Below are 17,297 nucleotides of genomic sequence, written 5' to 3' on the forward strand. Positions count from 1 at the left end.
CAATACGGCAATCGACAAAGCGCTACGAGAAGCGGGCTTGCCTTCGCCCGTCAACGATGGATACGAGGATGGATACCTATCCCCAGGCTCGAATGACGGCTATTTGCCGGATCAGCGTAGAAAGGAGCCAGCCCCTTCAACTGTCAACATGTGCTACCGCGACGCCAAGAATTGGCGCCAACCCGTAGACCCCTTGATGCTGGACCTTGACGGCGACGGCCTCGAACTGCGCCGCGCCGACGGCCAAGTCCTGTTCGACCACGACGCCGACGGCATCAAGACCGGCACCGGCTGGATCGGCAGCGACGACGGCATCCTCGTGCGCGACCTCAACGGCGACGGGCGCATCGACTCGGGCCTGGAACTGTTCGGCACCGACACCGTGAAGTCCGACGGCGAAAAAGCCCTCAACGGCTTCGACGCGCTGGCCGACCTGGACAGCAACGGCGACGGCCAGTTCACCAACCTGGACCTGGCCTGGAGCCAGGTGCAGGTCTGGCGTGACCTGAACCAGGACGGCATCAGCGACGCGGGCGAACTGTTCGGCCTGGACCAGCTGGGCATCAGCCGCATCGGCGTCGTGGGCAGCACCACCAATGCAACGGGCGGCACCCAGGCCAACACCACCGTCAACGGCAATCTCATCGCGCAAAGCGCCAGCTTCACGCAGGACGGCACCGACCGCACCGTGGGCGCCATCGACCTGGACAGCAACCCCTTCTACCGCGAGTTCACGACGCCGCTGATCGAGAACCCGCTGGTGCAGGACCTGCCCGACATGCAGGGCTCGGGCAGGGCGAGGGATCTGCGCGAAGCGGCCGGCACGCGTGCCGAACTGGCCACCGCCGTGGCTGCCTTCGCCATGGCACCCACGCGCGACGCGCAGCTGGCACTGGTGGACAACCTCCTCGGCGAATGGGCGCAAAGCTCGGGCTGGCTGCAAAGCCTGGAAGACACGCTCGAAGGCAACGTCAACCTGAAGAACCTGCCCGCCGGCATGACGGCAGAGCAGTTCCGCCATCTGGTCGGCGTGCTGGAGGTGTTCAACGGCGAACGCTTCTATGCCAAGGCCGGCAGCGGCAATCCGCAGCCGGCGGGGGTGAGCGTCACGGTGTCGGGCGGCGGTTCCGGCAGCAGCGGCGGTGGAGGCGGTGGCGGCGGCGTCACCGTGGGCGGCCCGGTCTACAGCATCAGCCCGCCGGCGGCGCAGGTGGCGCTGCTGCAGCAAAGCTACGACGCGCTGCGCCAGAGCGTGTACGGCGCGCTGGTGCTGCAAACCAGGCTGAAACCCTATCTGGACAGCATCGAGCTGACCATCGACGAGAACGGGATCGGCTTCGACACCTCCGCGCTGGCGGCGAAGCTGGAGAACGACAAGGCGGTCAATGCGAAAGAGGCGCTGACCGATCTGGTGGAGTTGAACCGCTTCGCCCAGGGCACGCTGCAGGCCGTCGGCTTCGACGGGCTGGGCATGCTGCAAGGCTGGGTCGATGGCCTGGCGGCGGATTCACCGCTGCACGCCACGCTGGCGGCGTTGGACGTACTCACCGCATCGTCCACCAGCGGCACGGCGCGGGCGGACATCTACCTGGGCAGCGCCGCGGCCAGCAGCTTCAGCGGCGGGGCGGGGGACGACATCATCCACGGCGGGGCCGGCAACGACACGCTGCGTGGCGGCGATGGGGCGGACCAACTGCTGGGTGGCGAGGGCAACGACAACCTGTACGGGGACAACGGCAACGATGCGCTGCTGGGCGGCGAGGGGGCCGACAACCTGTATGGAGGCGCCGGGGATGACGTGCTCATCGGCGGCGCCGGAAACGACCGCCTGGAGGGCGGCACGGGCAGCGACACCTACCGCTTCGAGCGGGGGTGGGGTCAGGACACGGTCTACAACCACGACACGGGTGTCGGCCGGGTGGACGCCATTGAATTCGGCGCCGGCATCGCTCCGGCGGACATCGTGGCGGTGCGCTCGGGTGAGAGCCTCGTCCTGACGCTGAGGGACAGTGCCGACAAGATCACCATCACCAGCTATTTCAACGCGGATGGGGCCGGTGCATATCGGGTCGATGAGATTCGCTTCGCCAATGGCATTGTGTGGAACGTGGCAGCGGTGAAGGCCATGGTGCAGCAGAGCACCGACGGCAACGACACGCTGTACGGCTACGGCGTCGGCGAGACCCTGAGTGGCGGCCTGGGCAACGACACGATCTACGGCTACGGCGGGGACGACACGCTGGATGGCGGCGAGGGCAACGACACGCTGCGCGGCGGCGATGGGTTGGACCTGTTGTTGGGTGGCGAGGGTGATGACACCCTGTACGGGGAGAACGGCAACGACACACTGCTGGGAGGGAGCGGCGTTGACAACCTGTACGGCGGCGCGGGTGACGATGTGCTCATCGGAGGCGCCGGCAACGATCGCCTGGAAGGCGGTGCGGGCAACGACACTTACCGCTTCGAGCGGGGCTGGGGCCAGGACACGGTGTACGCCTACGACACCGGCGCAGGCCGGATGGAGGTCATTGAGTTCAGTGCCGATATCGCTCCGGAGGACGTCGTCGCTTGGCGCTCGGGAGAGAGTCTTGTCCTGGCGTTGAAGGACAGTGCCGACAAGGTCACGGTCACCAACTATTTCAATGCCGACGCGGCGGGCGCGTATCGGGTCGATGAAGTCAGGTTTGCCGACGGCACCGTTTGGAACGTGGCAGCGATCAAGGCCATGGTGCAGCAGAGTACCGAGGGTAATGACACGCTGTACGGCTATGCAGTGGGTGACGTCCTGAGCGGCGGCTTGGGCAACGACACGATCTACGGCTACGGTGGAGACGACACAATCGATGGCGGTGAAGGCAACGACACGCTGCGCGGCGGCGACGGCGCGGACCTGCTGCTGGGCGGTGAGGGCAACGACACCCTGTACGGGGAGAACGGCAATGACACGCTGCTGGGTGGAGATGGTGCCGACAACCTGTACGGCGGCGCCGGCGACGACGTGCTCATCGGAGGTGCCGGGAACGATCGCCTGGAGGGCGGCACGGGCAGCGACACCTACCGCTTCGAGCGAGGCTGGGGCCAAGACACGGTGTATGCCTACGACACCGGCGCGGGTCGGGTGGAGGCCATCGAGTTCGGTACAGACATCGCTGCGGGGGACATCGTTGCCTGGCGTTCGGGCGAAAGCCTGGTCCTGTCGTTGAAGGGCAGCACCGACAAGGTCACGGTCACCAACTACTTCAACGCCGATGCCGCGGGGGCGTACCGGGTCGACGAGATTCGCTTTGCCGATGGCTCCACGTGGAATGTGGACACGGTCAAATCGATGGCACAGCAGCCCAGCGACGGAAACGACACCCTGTACGGCTACGCGGCGGCTGACGCCCTCGCAGGTGGTCTGGGCGACGACACGCTCTACGGCTACGGCGGGGACGACACGCTGGACGGCGGTGAGGGCAACGACACGCTGCGGGGCGGCGACGGTGCGGACCTGCTGCTGGGCGGTGAGGGGAGCGACAACCTGTATGGAGAGAACGGCAACGATCTGCTGCAGGGTGGCGCCGGCAACGACAACCTGTACGGGGGGGCCGGCAACGATGTACTGATCGGCGAGGCCGGCAACGACTACCTAGACGGTGGTGCGGGCAGCGACACCTACCGCTTCGATCGGGGTTGGGGCCAGGACACGGTGTATGCCTACGACACCGGCGCGGGCCGCGTGGAGGTCATCGAGTTTGGCGCAGACGTTGCTCCGGAGGACGTTGTTGCCTGGCGCTCGGGCGAGAGCCTCGTCCTGACGTTGAAAGACAGTGCCGACAAGGTCACGGTCACCAACTATTTCAATGCGGACGGAGCCGGGGCCTATCGCGTCGATGAGATTCGCTTCGCCGAAGGTACCGTGTGGACCGTGGATGCGGTCAAGTCGATGGTTCAGCAATCTGGCGATGGAAACGACACCCTGTATGGGTATGCGGTGGCCGACACCCTCGCCGGTGGCTTGGGCAATGACACGATCTATGGCTACGGTGGCGATGACACGCTGGACGGTGGCGAGGGCAACGACACGTTGCGCGGCGGCGACGGTACGGACCTGCTGCTGGGCGGCGAGGGGAGCGACAACCTGTATGGAGAGAACGGCAACGATCTGCTGCAGGGTGGCGCCGGCAACGACAACCTGTACGGGGGGGCCGGCAACGATGTACTGATCGGTGAGGCCGGCAACGACTACCTAGACGGTGGTGCGGGCAGCGACACCTACCGCTTCGATCGGGGCTGGGGCCAGGACACGGTGTATGCCTACGACACCGGAGCGGGTCGGGTGGAGGTCATCGAGTTCGGCGCTGACATCGCTCCGGAGGACATCGTTGCCTGGCGCTCGGGCGAAAGCCTCGTCCTGACGGTGAAGGACAGCACCGACAAGATCACGGTCACCAACTACTTCAACGCCGACGCGGCGGGGGCCTACCGGGTCGACGAGGTGAGGTTTGCCGACGGCACTGTGTGGAATGTGAATGCGGTCAAGTCGATGGTGCAGCAGTCCGGCGACGGCAACGACACCCTATATGGATACGCGGTGGCCGACACCCTTGCCGGCGGCCTGGGCAACGACACGATCTACGGCTACGGCGGGGACGACACGTTGGACGGCGGCGAAGGCAACGACACGCTGCGAGGCGGCGAGGGGGCGGATCTGCTGCTGGGTGGCGAGGGCAACGACAGCCTGTACGGGGAGAACGGCAACGACACGCTGCTGGGCGGAGAGGGGGCTGACAACCTGTACGGCGGCGCCGGCGACGACATGCTCATCGGAGGTGCCGGGAACGACCGCCTGGAAGGCGGCACGGGCAACGACGCGTATGTGTTCGGCCGAGGCGATGGCAAGGACTCGGTGTACGACTACGACGCCGCTGCCGGCAACAGCGACGTGGCGCTCTTCGGGGAAGACATCGCCATCGATCATTTGTGGTTCCGCCGCAGCGGCAGCCATCTGGAAGTCAGCGTCGTCGGAACGGCGGACTCCCTGACGATCAACAACTGGTACTCCGGGGCTGCCTATCAGGTGGAGCAGTTCAAGACGAGCGACGGGCAGGTGCTGCTTTCCAGCCAGGTTCAGTCGCTGGTCGATGCCATGGCCCAGTTCTCTCCGCCGGCCGCGGGACAGACCACGCTGCCGTCCGCCTACCAGAGTAGTCTGAATGCGGTGATCGCTGCCAATTGGCAATAGCTGGGAGAGTTGGCGCATCGGGCGGCCGCCAGCCCGCCCGGCACAATCGCCCGATGCGCTTCTTCAAGGATGTGAACCTCGCGGCCTTCACCGCCGGCTTCGTGGCGGTGCTGGTGGGCTTCACCAGCTCGGTGGCGATCGTGTTCCAGGCGGCGCAGGCCTTCGGCGCCACGCCGGCGGTCATCGCCTCCTGGATGTGGGCGCTGGGCATCGGCATGGGGCTGGCGTCGGCGCTGCCCTCGCTGTGGCTGCGCAAGCCGGTGATGATCGCCTGGAGCACGCCCGGCGCGGCGGTGCTGGCGACGGCGGGCGTGGGCTATTCGATGGGCGAGGCGGTGGGCGCCTTCATCGTCTGCGCGCTGCTGATCACGCTGGCCGGCGCCACCGGCTGGTTCGAGCGGGTGATGAACCGCATCCCGATGGCGATCGCCTCCGCGCTGCTGGCCGGCGTGCTGGCGCGCTTCGGGCTGGCGGCCTTCGCCGCGGCGCAGACGGCGCTGCCGCTGGTGCTGCTGATGCTGGCCAGCTACCTCGTCGGCCGCCGGCTGCTGCCGCGCTACGCGGTGCCGCTGACGCTGGGGGTGGCGATCGTCTTCGTGGCGCTGCGCGGCGAGCTGGCGTGGAGCACGGTGCACTTCACGCTGGCGATGCCGGTGTTCACGATGCCGGCCTTCACCTGGCAGGCGGCGGTGAGCCTGGCGCTGCCGCTGTTCGTGGTGACGATGGCCTCGCAGAACCTGCCGGGCGTGGCGGCCATCCGCGCCGCCGGCTACGAGATGCCGGTCAGCAGGCTGGTCACGCTCACCGGCGTGGCGACGCTGGTGCTGGCGCCCTTCGGCGCCTACGCGCTGAACCTCAGCGCCATCACCGCCGCCATCTGCATGGGGCGCGAGGCGCACGAGGACCCGGCCCGCCGCTACACGGCGGCCGTGTGCTGCGGCGCCCTCTACGTCGTGATCGGCCTGTTCGGCGCGGCCGTCACCGGGCTGCTCACCGCCTTCCCGAAGGAGCTGGTCGCCGCCATCGCGGGGCTGGCGCTGCTGTCGACCATCGGCGGCGGTCTGGCGGCGGCGGTGCGCGACGAGTCGCACCGCGAGGCGGCGCTGATCACCTTCCTGGTCACGCTCTCGGGCGTGGTCATCGCCGGCATCGGCTCCGCCTTCTGGGGTGTTGTGGCCGGCGCGGCGGCGCTGGCGGTGCAGCAGCTGGGCCGCACGGCCGAGAAAACCCCGGCCGGCAAGGACATCGCGCCCGGATGCAAGATCGCGCTGGAACAGAAAACCGCGAACGACCACGCCAGAAACGCTCACGAGGCCCCTGCGAAATGAACCTCCTCTTCGTCGCCGACCCGCTCGACCACTTCAAGATCTACAAGGACACCACCTTCTCGATGATGCGCGAGGCGCAGCGGCGCGGCCACCGCATCGCCACCTGCCTGCCGCAGGACCTGCAGTGGAAGTCCGGCGACGTGGTCAAGGCCACCGTGCGCCGGATCACGCTGACCGGCGACAAGCACGCCTGGTACACGGAGGACTTGGTCGAGACCCGCGCGCTGAAGGACTTCGACGCGGTGCTGATGCGCAAGGACCCGCCTTTCGACGCCGAGTACATCTACGCCACGCACCTGCTGGAGCAGGCCGAGCGCGAGGGCGCCACGGTGATCAACAGGCCGCGCTCGCTGCGCGACCATCCGGAGAAGCTGGCGGTGATGGAGTTCCCCCAGTTCACCACGCCCACGCTGGTCACGCGCAGCCCGGAGGCGGTGAAGGACTTCCACGCCGAGCACGGCGACATCATCCTCAAGCCGCTGGACGGCATGGGCGGCATGGGCATCTTTCGCGTGCGCGAGGACGGGCTGAACCTCGGCTCCATCACCGAGACGCTGAACAAGGGCGGCGCGCAGACCCTCATGGTGCAGCGCTTCGTGCCCGAGATCGCGCAGGGCGACAAGCGCGTGCTGGTCATCGGCGGCGAGCCGGTGCCCTTCAGCCTGGCGCGCATCCCGCAGGGCAGCGAGGTGCGCGGCAACCTGGCGGCCGGCGGCAAGGGCGTGGCCCAGCCGCTGACCGACGAGGACTGGACGATCGCCCGCGCCATCGGCCCGGTGCTCGCCGCCCGCGGGCTGCTGCTGATCGGGCTGGACGTCATCGGCGGCTCGCTCACCGAGATCAACGTCACCAGCCCCACCTGCTTCCAGGAGATCACCGAGCAGACCGGCTTCGACGTGCCGGCGATGTTCGTCGATGCGCTGGAGCGGCAGCTCCAGGGCTGAGAAGGTGTGAACGAACCCGACATGCCCGCTCATCCCGCCAGAACGCGCCCGCTCGGCGTTGCAAATGCTCGCCATGGCCCGAGCCATGGCTGCGCTTTGCGCCTTGATCGGGCACGTTCTGGCGGCCTGCTCGGGCACGCCGGATTCATTCACACCTTCTGAGCGCGCACCGAGTCCTTTTTTCGCGAAGGCAGGGCGCATCCGGCGCCCGGCCCGGCGCATTCCGTCGCATCGCGCTGGCCGGCGCGGCCCGGTTCCGGAATCGTGCGGTCTTCATCCACTGGAGACCTGCACCATGCGACTGCCTTCCATCCTCTGTTCCGCGGCCCTGCTCGGCCCGCTGGCCGCCGGCGCGGCCGATCTTCAGGTGAGCGTGGCCGACGGCCCGGCCGGGCCGGCCCAGCTCTACGTGGCGGTGTACGACAGCGCCGAGCGCTACGCCGCCGGCCAGTCGATGGCCTCGCAGAGCCTGCCGCTGCGCGAGGGCGGCGCGCAGCTGGCCTTCATCGGCCTGCCGGCGGGCCGCTACGCCCTCAAGGTGTACGCCGACGAGAACGGCAACGGCAAGCTCGACACCAACCTGCTGGGCCTGCCCGTGGAGCGCTACGGCTTCTCCAGGGACGCGCGCGGCGACCGGGGCGCGCCGGACTTCGAGGCCGTCGCCGTGCCGCTCGATGCGGACCAGCGCATCACCATCCACCTGCGCTGAGGAGCCGGCCATGAAGCGTCGCGAACTCCTGCACCGGCTGGCCGCGGCCGGCACGGCGCCGCTGCTGGGCGCGCTGCCCCTGGCCGCGCGCGCCGCCGACGCCGCCATCGGCAGCGACACCTGGCAGGCCCAGTTCGAGGCCTCCACGGCGCCGTGGAAGATCGGCTTCGCCACGCCGCCGACCGACCTGCCGCTGGTGCCCGCCACGGTGCGCGGCCGCTTTCCGGATGCGCTCGCCGGCACGCTCTACCGCGTGGGCCCGGCCGGGCATGACCTGGGCGGCCAGCGCTATCACCACTGGTTCGACGGCGACGGCATGGTGCAGCGCTTCGTCATCGACGGCGCCGACGTGCGCCACCAGGGCCGCTACGTCGCCACGGCCAAGCGCGTCGCCGAAGTGCGCGCCGGGCACCGGCTGGAGCAGGCCTTCGCCACCATCCTGCCGGGCGTGCAGCCGCCGGCCTCGCCCGACGGCATGAACGTCGCGAACACCAGCGTGCTGCCGCTGGGCGACGACCTGCTCGCCCTGTGGGAGGGCGGCTCGGCCACCCGCATCGACCCCGCCACGCTGGCCACGCGCGGCCTGCGGACCTGGCGCGCCGACCTGGCCGGGCTGCCCTTCTCGGCCCATCCCAAGGTGGACCCCGACGGCACGGTGTGGAACTTCGGCATCGGCGCCAGCCAGGGCATGCTGATCCTCTACGAGATCGCGCCCGACGGCACGCTGCGCCGCGCCGACGCGATGCCCGTGCCGCAGATCGCGATGGTCCACGACTTCGCCGTCACCGATGCCCACCTCGTCTTCCTCATGCCGTCGCTGGTGTTCGACAACGCGCGCAGCGCGGCGGGCGCGAGCTTCCTCGACAGCCACGTGTGGAAGCCCGAACTCGGCATGCGCGTGCTGGTGGTGGACAAGAAGGACTGGAGCCGGCGGCAGATGCTGCAACTGCCCGCGGGCTTCCTGTTCCACCTGGGCAATGCGTGGGCGCAGGACGGGCCTTCCGGCACGCTGATCCACCTGGACTACGTGCGCTCGGCCACGGCCGACGCGGTGTTCACCAGCAACCGCGAGGTGATGCGCGGGCGCCGCGTGCGCAGCGTGGAGCCGCAACTCGTGGCCGCCACGCTGAACCTGCGCACCGGCGAGGCCACGCAGCACGCGCTGGGCCTCGCGGCCGAGTTCCCGCGCATGGACCCGCGCCGCGTGGGCCTGCGGCATCGCCGGGTGGTGCATGCGACGCAAGTGTTCGAGGACCGCCCCGGCTTCGGCGCGGTGGCGCTGACGGACGTGGAGAACGGCCGGTCGCAGCGCTTCGCCTACGGCGCGCAGGCGCTGGTGGAGGAGCACGTGTTCGTGCCCGACGGCGACCGGCCCGGCTGGATCCTGGGCACCGCGCTGGATGTCGCGCAGAAGAAGACCGTGCTGTCCTGCTTCGCGGCCGATGCCCTGGCCGACGGCCCGGTTGCGCAGGCCACGCTGCCCTATGCGCTGCCGCTGGGGCTGCACGGCAGCTTCGTGCCGGCGCGGCAGGGCTAGGTCAGAAGTCGATGCTGCCGCTGAGCATGAAGGTGCGCGGGTTGCCCTGCACCAGGTAGTTCGAGCCGGGGTAGCCGCCGGCCGAGGCCCAGTAGGACTTGTCGGCCACGTTGTCGATGCGGGCGCGCAGGGTGAGCAGGCGGCCGTTGCCGATGTCCATCAGGTAGCGCGCGCCGAGGTCCAGGCGCGTCCAGTCGGGGATGTGCTGCGTGTTGGCGGCGTTGACGAACTGCTTGGAGGTGCGGATGACGCGCGCGCTCAGTGCCAGCCCCGGCACGCCCGGCACGTCCCACTCGGCGCCGATGTTGAGCTGTGACCTGGGCACGCCGATCACGGTGTTGCCGTTGTAGGCGCCGCCCGCCGTCGCGCGCTGCTGCGCGTCGATCATCGTCAGGCCGCCCAGCACGCGCAGGCCCTTGAGCGGTTCGCCGAACACCGACAGCTCCATGCCGCGGTTGACCTGCTCGCCGTTGGGGCCGAACGCGCCGTTCTGCACGAAGTACTGCGGCTGCGAAGTCTGGAAGAAGGACAGTGCGCCGCCGAGGCTGCCGCCGTCGTACTTGACGCCCACTTCCTTCTGCTTGGAGCGGTAGGGGGCGAACACCTCGCCGCCGTTGATCACCACGGCCCCGCCCGAGGTCGACGGCGCCGTCTCGCCGGGGATCAGCGCCTCGATGTAGTTCGCGTACAGCGAGATCTCCTTCGTCGGCCGGACGACGATGCCCACCACCGGCGTGGTGCGCGCGGCCTCGTAGCCGGCGCTGAACAGGCCGGTGGTGTAGCTGTAGGTCTTGCTTTCGATGTTCTGCCGCCGCGCCCCGAGGGTGAGCAGCACCCGGTCGTCGGCGAAGGACATCGTGTCGGCGATGGCGATGCTCCTGGAGCGGTAGCGCGCCTGCACCAGCGGGTTGGCCATGTTGCCGCCGGCGGTGGTGGCGTCGGCCAGCGGCTCGTAGCTGTCGTGATGTGAATACAGCAGGTCGCGCAGGCCGCCGAAGGCCGAATAGGCGTAGGCGTTGCGCCGCTTGTTGTCGTACGTGGCGGCCGAGACGGTCAGCGTGTGCTTGACCGGCCCGGTGGCGAAGCTGGCGCGCGCGCCGACCTCGCCGGTGCCCACGTCGTCCTTGCGGACGTTGTCGAAGCGGTAGCTCGACATCAGGCCCAGCGGGTTCAGGAGCGTCGGGTTGGCCAGCTCGTTGTGCTCCTTACCCCGGCGCACGCCGGCGGCGGCCCAGAGGGTGACGCTGTCGGTCACGTCGAACTCGCTGCGCACGGTGGCGAACAGGTCCTTCTCCTTCGAGAAGCTCCACGGCTGCGCGTAGTTGGCGTCGGACTTCGGCGGGCGCGGCACGGGGAAGGTCGCGCCCGGCGTCACGTTCGGCCGGCCCTGGTCGATCTGGTGGTCCTGGTAGCCGAAGTCGGCCGAGATGCGCACGCGCCGGCTGCGCCAGTCCAGGCCCACGCCCAGCGCGCTCAATTCGCGGTGCTCGTCGTCCACGCCGGTGCCGCCGTCGCGGCGCACGGCGTTGATGCGGATGCCGGTGCTCTGGTCGGGCCCGAAGCGGCGTGCGAAGTCCAGCGAGGCGTAGCCCTGGCCGCCGGACTGGATGCCGAAGCCCAGCCGGGTGAGCGGCTCGTTGGGCGCGCGCTTGGGCAGCAGGTTGATCGCGCCGCCGATGCCGCTGCCGCCCGGCGCGGCGCCGTTGAGGAAGGTGCTGGCGCCGCGGAACACCTCCACCCGCTCGAAGAACTCGGAGGCGACGTACTGGCGCGGCAGCATGCCGTACAGGCCGTTGTAGGAGATGTCGTCGGAGCCGAGCTGGAAGCCCCGCACCATGTACAGCTCCTGGAAGTTGCCGAAGCCGCGCGCGGCGCGCACCGAGGGGTCGTTGAGCAGCACGTCGGCCACGCTCTTGGCCTGCTGGTCCTGGATCAGTTCGTTGGTGTAGCTGGTGGCGTTGAACGGCGTGCTCATCGTGTCCTGCGTGCCCAGGATGCCGACCCGCCCGCCGCGCGCCACCTGGCCGCCGGCGTAGGGCTTGGCCAGGCCCTCGGCGGAGGCGTCGGCGCTGGCCTCCACCGTCACGGTGCTCAGGGTGTCCTGGGCGGCGGCCGGCGCGGGTGCCGCGGCGGCGGGATCGGACGCCGGTGTCTGGGCCGAGGCGGCCAGGGCCTGGACGGCCAGGAAGAGCGCGGCGGCCAGCGGCCGCGGGGCGAAGAGGTGGGACGGCATGGTGGCGCGCACTTTAGATTCGAATGAGAACCGTTATTGTTTCCTTTCGATCAACGCCATCGTGATACTTTGGCGCGTCACTGCGCCGAAAAGCCGAAAGAAAGTATCGGGATGAGGCGCCCGCGCAACGCCGCGGCGGCCGGCGAGGGGCCGGCCCGCGTCAGCCGCCGAGCCGGCAGCCGTCCTGGAACACCCGCAGCTCGCCGGCCGCGAAGGGCTGCCAGGTCTCGTTGGTGGTCAGCGGCGTCGTCACCACCACCGCCACCCGGTCGCTGGGCGTGGTGTGCTGGGCGAAGTCGATGGACAGGTCCTCGTCGGCCAGCCGCGCCTCGGTGAAGGGGTGCCGCCGCTCGATGGACCACAGGTGCGTGGACGCGTGCGCCCACAGGGCCTGCCCGTTGGACAGCATGAAGTTGAAGGTGCCGTGCCGTGCGATGCGCGGCGCCAGCTCGCGCAGGGTCAGCGTCAGCTCGGGCACGCTGGGCACGCCGGCATGCGACTTTGCCAGCTCCTGCATCAGCCAGCAGAAGGCGTGCTCGCTGTCGGTGCCGCCCACCGGGCGGAAGTGGCCGTGCAGCCGGGGGCGGAAGTCCTTCAGGTCGCCGTTGTGCGCGAACACCCAGTAGCGGCCCCACAGCTCGCGCACGAAGGGATGGCAGTTCTGCAGGTTGACGGCGCCCTGCGTGGCCTTGCGGATGTGGGCGATGACGTTGCGGCTCTTGATCGGGTAGCGGCGGATCAGCCCGGCCACCGGCGAATCGCAGGCCGGCTGGTGGTCGACGAAGTGGCGCAGCCCGCGGTCCTCGAAGAAGGCGATGCCCCAGCCGTCGGCGTGGTGGTCGGTGCGCCCGCCGCGCTGCGCGAAGCCCGTGAAGCTGAACTGCACGTCGGTCGGCACGTTGCAGTTCATTCCCAGAAGTTGGCACATGGCGTCGATCAGCCTTCCTCGCGGGTGGTGCCGGCGGCGGCCGGCTGTTCGCGCAGCTGCCAGGCCGCGCACATCGCCAGCAGGCACAGCGCGGCCAGGAGCAGGAACACCTCGTTGAACGCCGCCAGCCGCGCCGGCCCGGTGGCGGGGTGGGTCAGCGAGTCGCCGTGCGCGGCCAGCCGCCATTCGAGCACCACCGCGCACAGGCTCACGCCCGCCGCCCCGCCGAGCTGGCGCAGGAAGCTGATGGCGCTGGCGCCCTGCGGGATCAGCGTCCTGGGCAGCGGCCGCATCGAGCCGAGGTTGAGCGAGGGCAGGATGAAGCCCAGGCCGACTCGGCCGATGGCGGTGAACAGCACCAGCAGCCACAGCGGTGCGGCCAGGTCCACCACCGGCATCAGCGCGAAGGAGGCCGCCAGCAGCGCCAGCCCCACGCCCACCAGCAGCCAGGTGGGCTGCCGGTCGGCCAGCCGGCCCACGACGGGGATGACCAGGGCCAGCACGATGCCGGCCGGCAGCATGATGGTGCCCACGTGCGAGGCCGACAGCTGCAGCGCCACCAGCATGTACACCGGCAGCAGGTAGGTCGAGCCGAACAGCGCCGTGCCGTAGATGAAGGCCACCACCGTGCCCATGGCGAACTGGCGGAAGCCGAACAGGCCCACGTCCATCAGCGGCTCGTGCCCGGGGCCGGCCTTGGCCAGCCTGCGCTCCCAGGCGATGAACACGGCCAGCGCGGCCGTCGCCAGCGCCAGCAGCAGCGCGGCCTGCGCCGGCGCGTCGCCGCGCAGCTCCACCAGGCCGTTGAGCAGGCACAGCGTGCCGAAGGTCGCCACCAGCATGCCGCGCCAGTCCAGCCGCACGCCGGGCGCCGCCGTCGCGCCGCCGGGCGCCGTCGCCGGCACGAACTTCCAGGCCAGCCAGAAGGCGACCAGGCAGAAGGGCACCACCATGAAGAAGATCGAGCGCCAGCCGAACAGGTCCACCAGCACGCCGCCGATGCTGGGCCCCACGGCCGGCGCCAGCACCACGCCCATGCCGAAGATGCCGCTGGCGCGGCCCTGCTCGTGCGGCGCGAAGGCGCGCAGGATGATGATGGCCGGGATCGGCTGCACCACGCCGGCCGCGAGGCCCTCGGCCACGCGCGCCGCCAGCACCAGCGCGAAGTGCTGCGCCAGCCCGCCCAGCAGCCCGCCGGCCAGCAGCAGCACCATGCAGCCGACGTAGGTGCGCCGGTAGCCGAAGCGGCCCAGCAGCCAGGGCGTGGTGAGCATCGACACCGTCATCGCCACCATGAAGCCGGAGCTGACCCACTGGGCGCGCTCCTGGCCGAGGTGGAAGTGCTGGCTCAGCCCCGGGATCGCCACGTTCACGATGGTCGAGGACATGATCGAGGCCATCACCCCGACCATGACCGACAGCAGCAGCAGCCAGCGGTACCGCTCGCCGTAGCGTTCGCGCAGGGAGCCGGCGGTCGCCGGCAGCGGTGTGGGGTCCAGGGAGGTCATCGGAAGGCAGAGCGGCGTCCTACAAGCATATCGGCTTCGCCTGCCCGGGGCCCGCCGATGCGGGCGGCACAATCGTGCGCATGTCCACCCCCGAGCCATCACCGGCGGCCGACGCCGCAGCCTCCGGCACGCCGGCCGAGGAACTCGCCGCGCCCACCGTCAGCCGCGCCTACGTGTGCCAGTGCGGGCGGCCGGTGTACCTGGGCAACAGCCAGTGCCTGGCCTGCGGCACGCCGCTGGGCTACGTGATCGAGCGCCTGGGCGTGGTGTCGCTGGCCCCCGCGGCCGGGTCCGACGACGCGTACACCGTGTTCGACCAGCCCGGCGGCCAGGCCTACCGCCGCTGCGCCAACTTCCTCGCCGCCGCCGGCTGCAACTGGATGGTGCCCTCGCCGCCCATCGGTGTCGCGGCCGAGGCGCACGGCCACGGCCTGGCGGAGGGCTTCTGCCTGGCCTGCAGCACCACCCGCACCATTCCGGACCTGTCGGTGCCGGGCAACGACGAGCTGTGGCGCAAGCTGGAGCGCGCCAAGCGCCGGCTGCTCTCGCAGCTGCTGGCGCTGGGGCTGCCGGTGCGCACGCGCTTCGTCGATCCGGCGCACGGCATGACCTTCGACTTCCTCGGCAGCGTGCCGGGCCAGGCGCCGGTGATGACCGGCCACCACAACGGCGTCGTCACGCTCAATGCCGAGGAGGCCGAGGACGCCGTGCGCGAACGCATCCGCGCCGAGATGCGCGAGCCCTACCGCACGCTGCTGGGCCACTTCCGCCACGAGATCGGCCACTTCTACTGGAACGTGCTGGTGCAGGACACGCCCTGGCTGGAGGGCTTTCGCCAGCTCTTCGGCGACGAGACGCAGGACTATGCCGCCGCCCTGCGCCACCACTACGACAACGGCCCGCCGGCCGACTGGGCGCTGCGCTACGTGACCAGCTACGCCAGCACCCACCCCTGGGAGGACTGGGCCGAGACCTGGGCCCACTACCTGCACATGGCCGACACCGCCGACACGGCCCTGAGCTTCGGCATCAACGCCACCAACGTCGAGCTGACCAGCGACCTCTTCGGGCCGGCCGACCTGTGGCAGCCCGAGCATCCCGACGCCGGCCGCTTCCTGGACTTCCTCAACGGCTGGGTGCGCCTGACCGGCGTGCTCAACGAGCTGTCGCGCAGCATGGGCCAGCCGGACTTCTACCCCTTCGTGCTGCCGCGCGCGGCGGTGGGCAAACTGCAGTTCATCCACGAGGTGATCACGGCGCAGCGCGAGGACACGGCGGCCGCTGCTGCCACCTCGCTGCCGGCCGAGGCGCCGGCGCCGCTCAGCCCGGCGTGAAGGCGGGCAGCTTCTTCGGCACCGGCGTGTTCTTCAGCGTGGCGTAGACCGGCAGGCCCTGCCGGTAGCGCGGGTAATCCTCGCCCTCGATCAGCGGCTGCAGGTAGCGCACCGCCGCCTCGGTGATGCCGAAGCCGTCCTCGCTGATGAACTCGCGCGGCATGGTGCGCTCGGCGTTGGCCACCTCGGCCAGCGGCACGCTGGCCAGCTGCCAGGCGTAGGGCGCGTCGCCGGTGCGCTCGATCGCGGCCATCACGGCGTTCTGCCCGGCCAGCGCCAGTTCCACCGCGTGGCGGCCCACCGCATAGGCCTGCTCGACGTCGGTGCGCGAGGCCACGTGGCGCGCCGCGCGCTGCAGGTAGTCGGCCACCGCCCAGTGCACCTTGTGGCCCAGCGCCTCCTTGACCATCTGCGCCACCACCGGCGCGGCGCCGCCCAGCTGCGCATGGCCGAAGGCGTCGCGCGCGCCCTGCTCGGCCAGGAAGCCGCCGTCCGCGTGGCGGCAGCCCTCGGACACCACCACCGTGCAGCAGCCGTGCCGGCGCACCAGCGCATCCACCCGCGCCAGGAAGCGCTCGCGGTCGAACGCGACCTCGGGGAACAGCACCGCCACCGGGATGCCGTGCCCGGCCACCAGGCCGCCGGCCGCGGCGATCCATCCGGCATGGCGGCCCATCACCTCGATCACGAACACCTTGGTGGAGGTGGCCGCCATCGAGCGCAGGTCGAGCGAGGCCTCCAGCGTCGACACCGCGACGTACTTGGCCACCGAGCCGAAGCCGGGGCAGCAGTCGGTCAGCGGCAGGTCGTTGTCGATGGTCTTGGGCACGTGGATCGCGGCGAGCGGGTAGCCCATGGCCTGCGACAGCTGGCTGATCTTGAAGCAGGTATCGGCCGAATCGCCGCCGCCGTTGTAGAAGAAATAACCGATGCCGTGCGCGCGGAACACCTCGATCAGCCGCTCGTACTCGCGCCGGCTGTCCTCCAGCGACTTGAGCTTGTAGCGGCAGGAGCCGAAGGCGCCGGCCGGCGTGAAGCGCAGCGCGGCGATGGCTTCGGCCGGCTCGGCGCTCGTGTCGATCAGGTCCTCGGCCAGCGCGCCGAGGATGCCGTTGCGCCCGGCGTACACCGTGCCGATGCGCCCCGGGTGGTGGCGCGCCGTCTCGATCACGCCGCAGGCCGAGGCGTTGATCACCGAGGTGACGCCGCCGGACTGGGCGTAGAAGGCATTGGGGGCGGTGGTCATGTGCAGTCTCCGTGGACGGGGGCGCGGGCCGCTTCGGCGGCGCAGCGCGCGCAGATGCAGGCGCGCCCGCGTGCCGCCGGCGGCACGCGGCGCAGCAGCGCATCGGGGAAGTCGGCGTCCATGCACCAGCAGCGGGGCATGGCCTCGCCGGGCGCGCGCGGCGCGGCCATCGCGCAGCCGTTGCCGGCACTGCACAGGGGGCAGCGGGCGGTGTTCACGGCAGGTTCCGGCACAGGCATGGCGCGATTCTGCTGCGCCGCGCGCGTGCGGCCAACCCGTTCCCGCCGGACTCCGTACCATCGCCCC

The 17,297-nt window shown here is 70.2% G+C and carries 11 protein-coding genes; 6 read left to right on the top strand and 5 right to left on the bottom strand.

The features are described from left to right. Positions 1-196: 196 nt before the first annotated feature. The 5 genes from Q392_RS34035 (at position 197) to Q392_RS07130 (ending at position 9,742) form a co-directional block, all read left to right on the top strand. Positions 197-5,224 (top strand): calcium-binding protein, encoded by a 5,028-nt coding sequence (locus Q392_RS34035; protein ID WP_281173396.1) that lies wholly within the window; start codon positions 197-199, stop codon positions 5,222-5,224. Positions 5,225-5,277: 53 nt separating this feature from the next. Continuing rightward, entirely contained in the window at positions 5,278-6,552 is a 1,275-nt protein-coding gene (locus Q392_RS07115) for a benzoate/H(+) symporter BenE family transporter (RefSeq protein ID WP_051953044.1), read from the top strand. Continuing rightward, the gene (gshB, locus tag Q392_RS07120; RefSeq protein ID WP_038203761.1) at positions 6,549-7,496 is read left to right on the top strand and encodes a glutathione synthase; all 948 of its coding nucleotides are present in this window, start codon (positions 6,549-6,551) and stop codon (positions 7,494-7,496) included. The genes Q392_RS07115 and gshB overlap by 4 nt, the downstream gene beginning before the upstream one ends. Positions 7,497-7,791: 295 nt before the next feature. After that, on the top strand, positions 7,792-8,205 hold the full coding sequence (locus tag Q392_RS07125; RefSeq protein ID WP_038203762.1) for a DUF2141 domain-containing protein: 414 nt from the start codon (positions 7,792-7,794) through the stop codon (positions 8,203-8,205). 10 nt (positions 8,206-8,215) lie between these two features. Beyond that, positions 8,216-9,742: a carotenoid oxygenase family protein gene (locus Q392_RS07130; RefSeq protein ID WP_038203763.1), complete on the top strand. Its 1,527-nt coding sequence runs from the start codon at positions 8,216-8,218 to the stop codon at positions 9,740-9,742. 1 nt (position 9,743) lies between these two features. Here the strand turns inward: Q392_RS07130 and Q392_RS07135 are convergent, their stop codons facing one another. The 3 genes from Q392_RS07135 to Q392_RS07145 all read right to left on the bottom strand — a co-directional run bounded on the left by Q392_RS07135 (position 9,744) and on the right by Q392_RS07145 (position 14,411). Continuing rightward, positions 9,744-11,975: a TonB-dependent receptor gene (locus Q392_RS07135; protein ID WP_038204115.1), complete on the bottom strand. Its 2,232-nt coding sequence runs from the start codon at positions 11,973-11,975 to the stop codon at positions 9,744-9,746. A gap of 160 nt (positions 11,976-12,135) precedes the next feature. Continuing rightward, positions 12,136-12,903: a class II glutamine amidotransferase gene (locus Q392_RS07140; RefSeq protein WP_038203765.1), complete on the bottom strand. Its 768-nt coding sequence runs from the start codon at positions 12,901-12,903 to the stop codon at positions 12,136-12,138. Between the two features lie 8 nt (positions 12,904-12,911). Next, positions 12,912-14,411, bottom strand: a complete 1,500-nt coding sequence (locus Q392_RS07145) for a DHA2 family efflux MFS transporter permease subunit (protein WP_038203766.1) — start codon at positions 14,409-14,411, stop codon at positions 12,912-12,914. A gap of 80 nt (positions 14,412-14,491) precedes the next feature. Between Q392_RS07145 and Q392_RS07150 the strand changes: the two genes are divergently transcribed. Continuing rightward, the gene (locus Q392_RS07150) at positions 14,492-15,745 is read left to right on the top strand and encodes a zinc-binding metallopeptidase family protein (protein WP_038203767.1); all 1,254 of its coding nucleotides are present in this window, start codon (positions 14,492-14,494) and stop codon (positions 15,743-15,745) included. Here Q392_RS07150 and Q392_RS07155 read toward each other — a convergent pair. Together Q392_RS07155 and Q392_RS07160 are read right to left on the bottom strand one after the other, a co-directional pair. Further along, positions 15,732-16,991, bottom strand: coding sequence for a 6-phosphofructokinase (locus Q392_RS07155; protein WP_038203772.1), 1,260 nt, complete (start codon positions 16,989-16,991; stop codon positions 15,732-15,734). The two genes, Q392_RS07150 and Q392_RS07155, sit on opposite strands and share 14 nt — an antisense overlap. Continuing rightward, a complete protein-coding gene (locus tag Q392_RS07160; RefSeq protein ID WP_342665584.1) occupies positions 16,988-17,209 on the bottom strand; it encodes a cysteine-rich CWC family protein in 222 nt (73 codons plus the stop codon). The genes Q392_RS07155 and Q392_RS07160 overlap by 4 nt, the downstream gene beginning before the upstream one ends. Between the last annotated feature and the right edge of the window lie 88 nt (positions 17,210-17,297).

Source organism: Xenophilus azovorans DSM 13620 (assembly GCF_000745855.1).
Lineage (GTDB): Bacteria > Pseudomonadota > Gammaproteobacteria > Burkholderiales > Burkholderiaceae_C > Xenophilus > Xenophilus azovorans.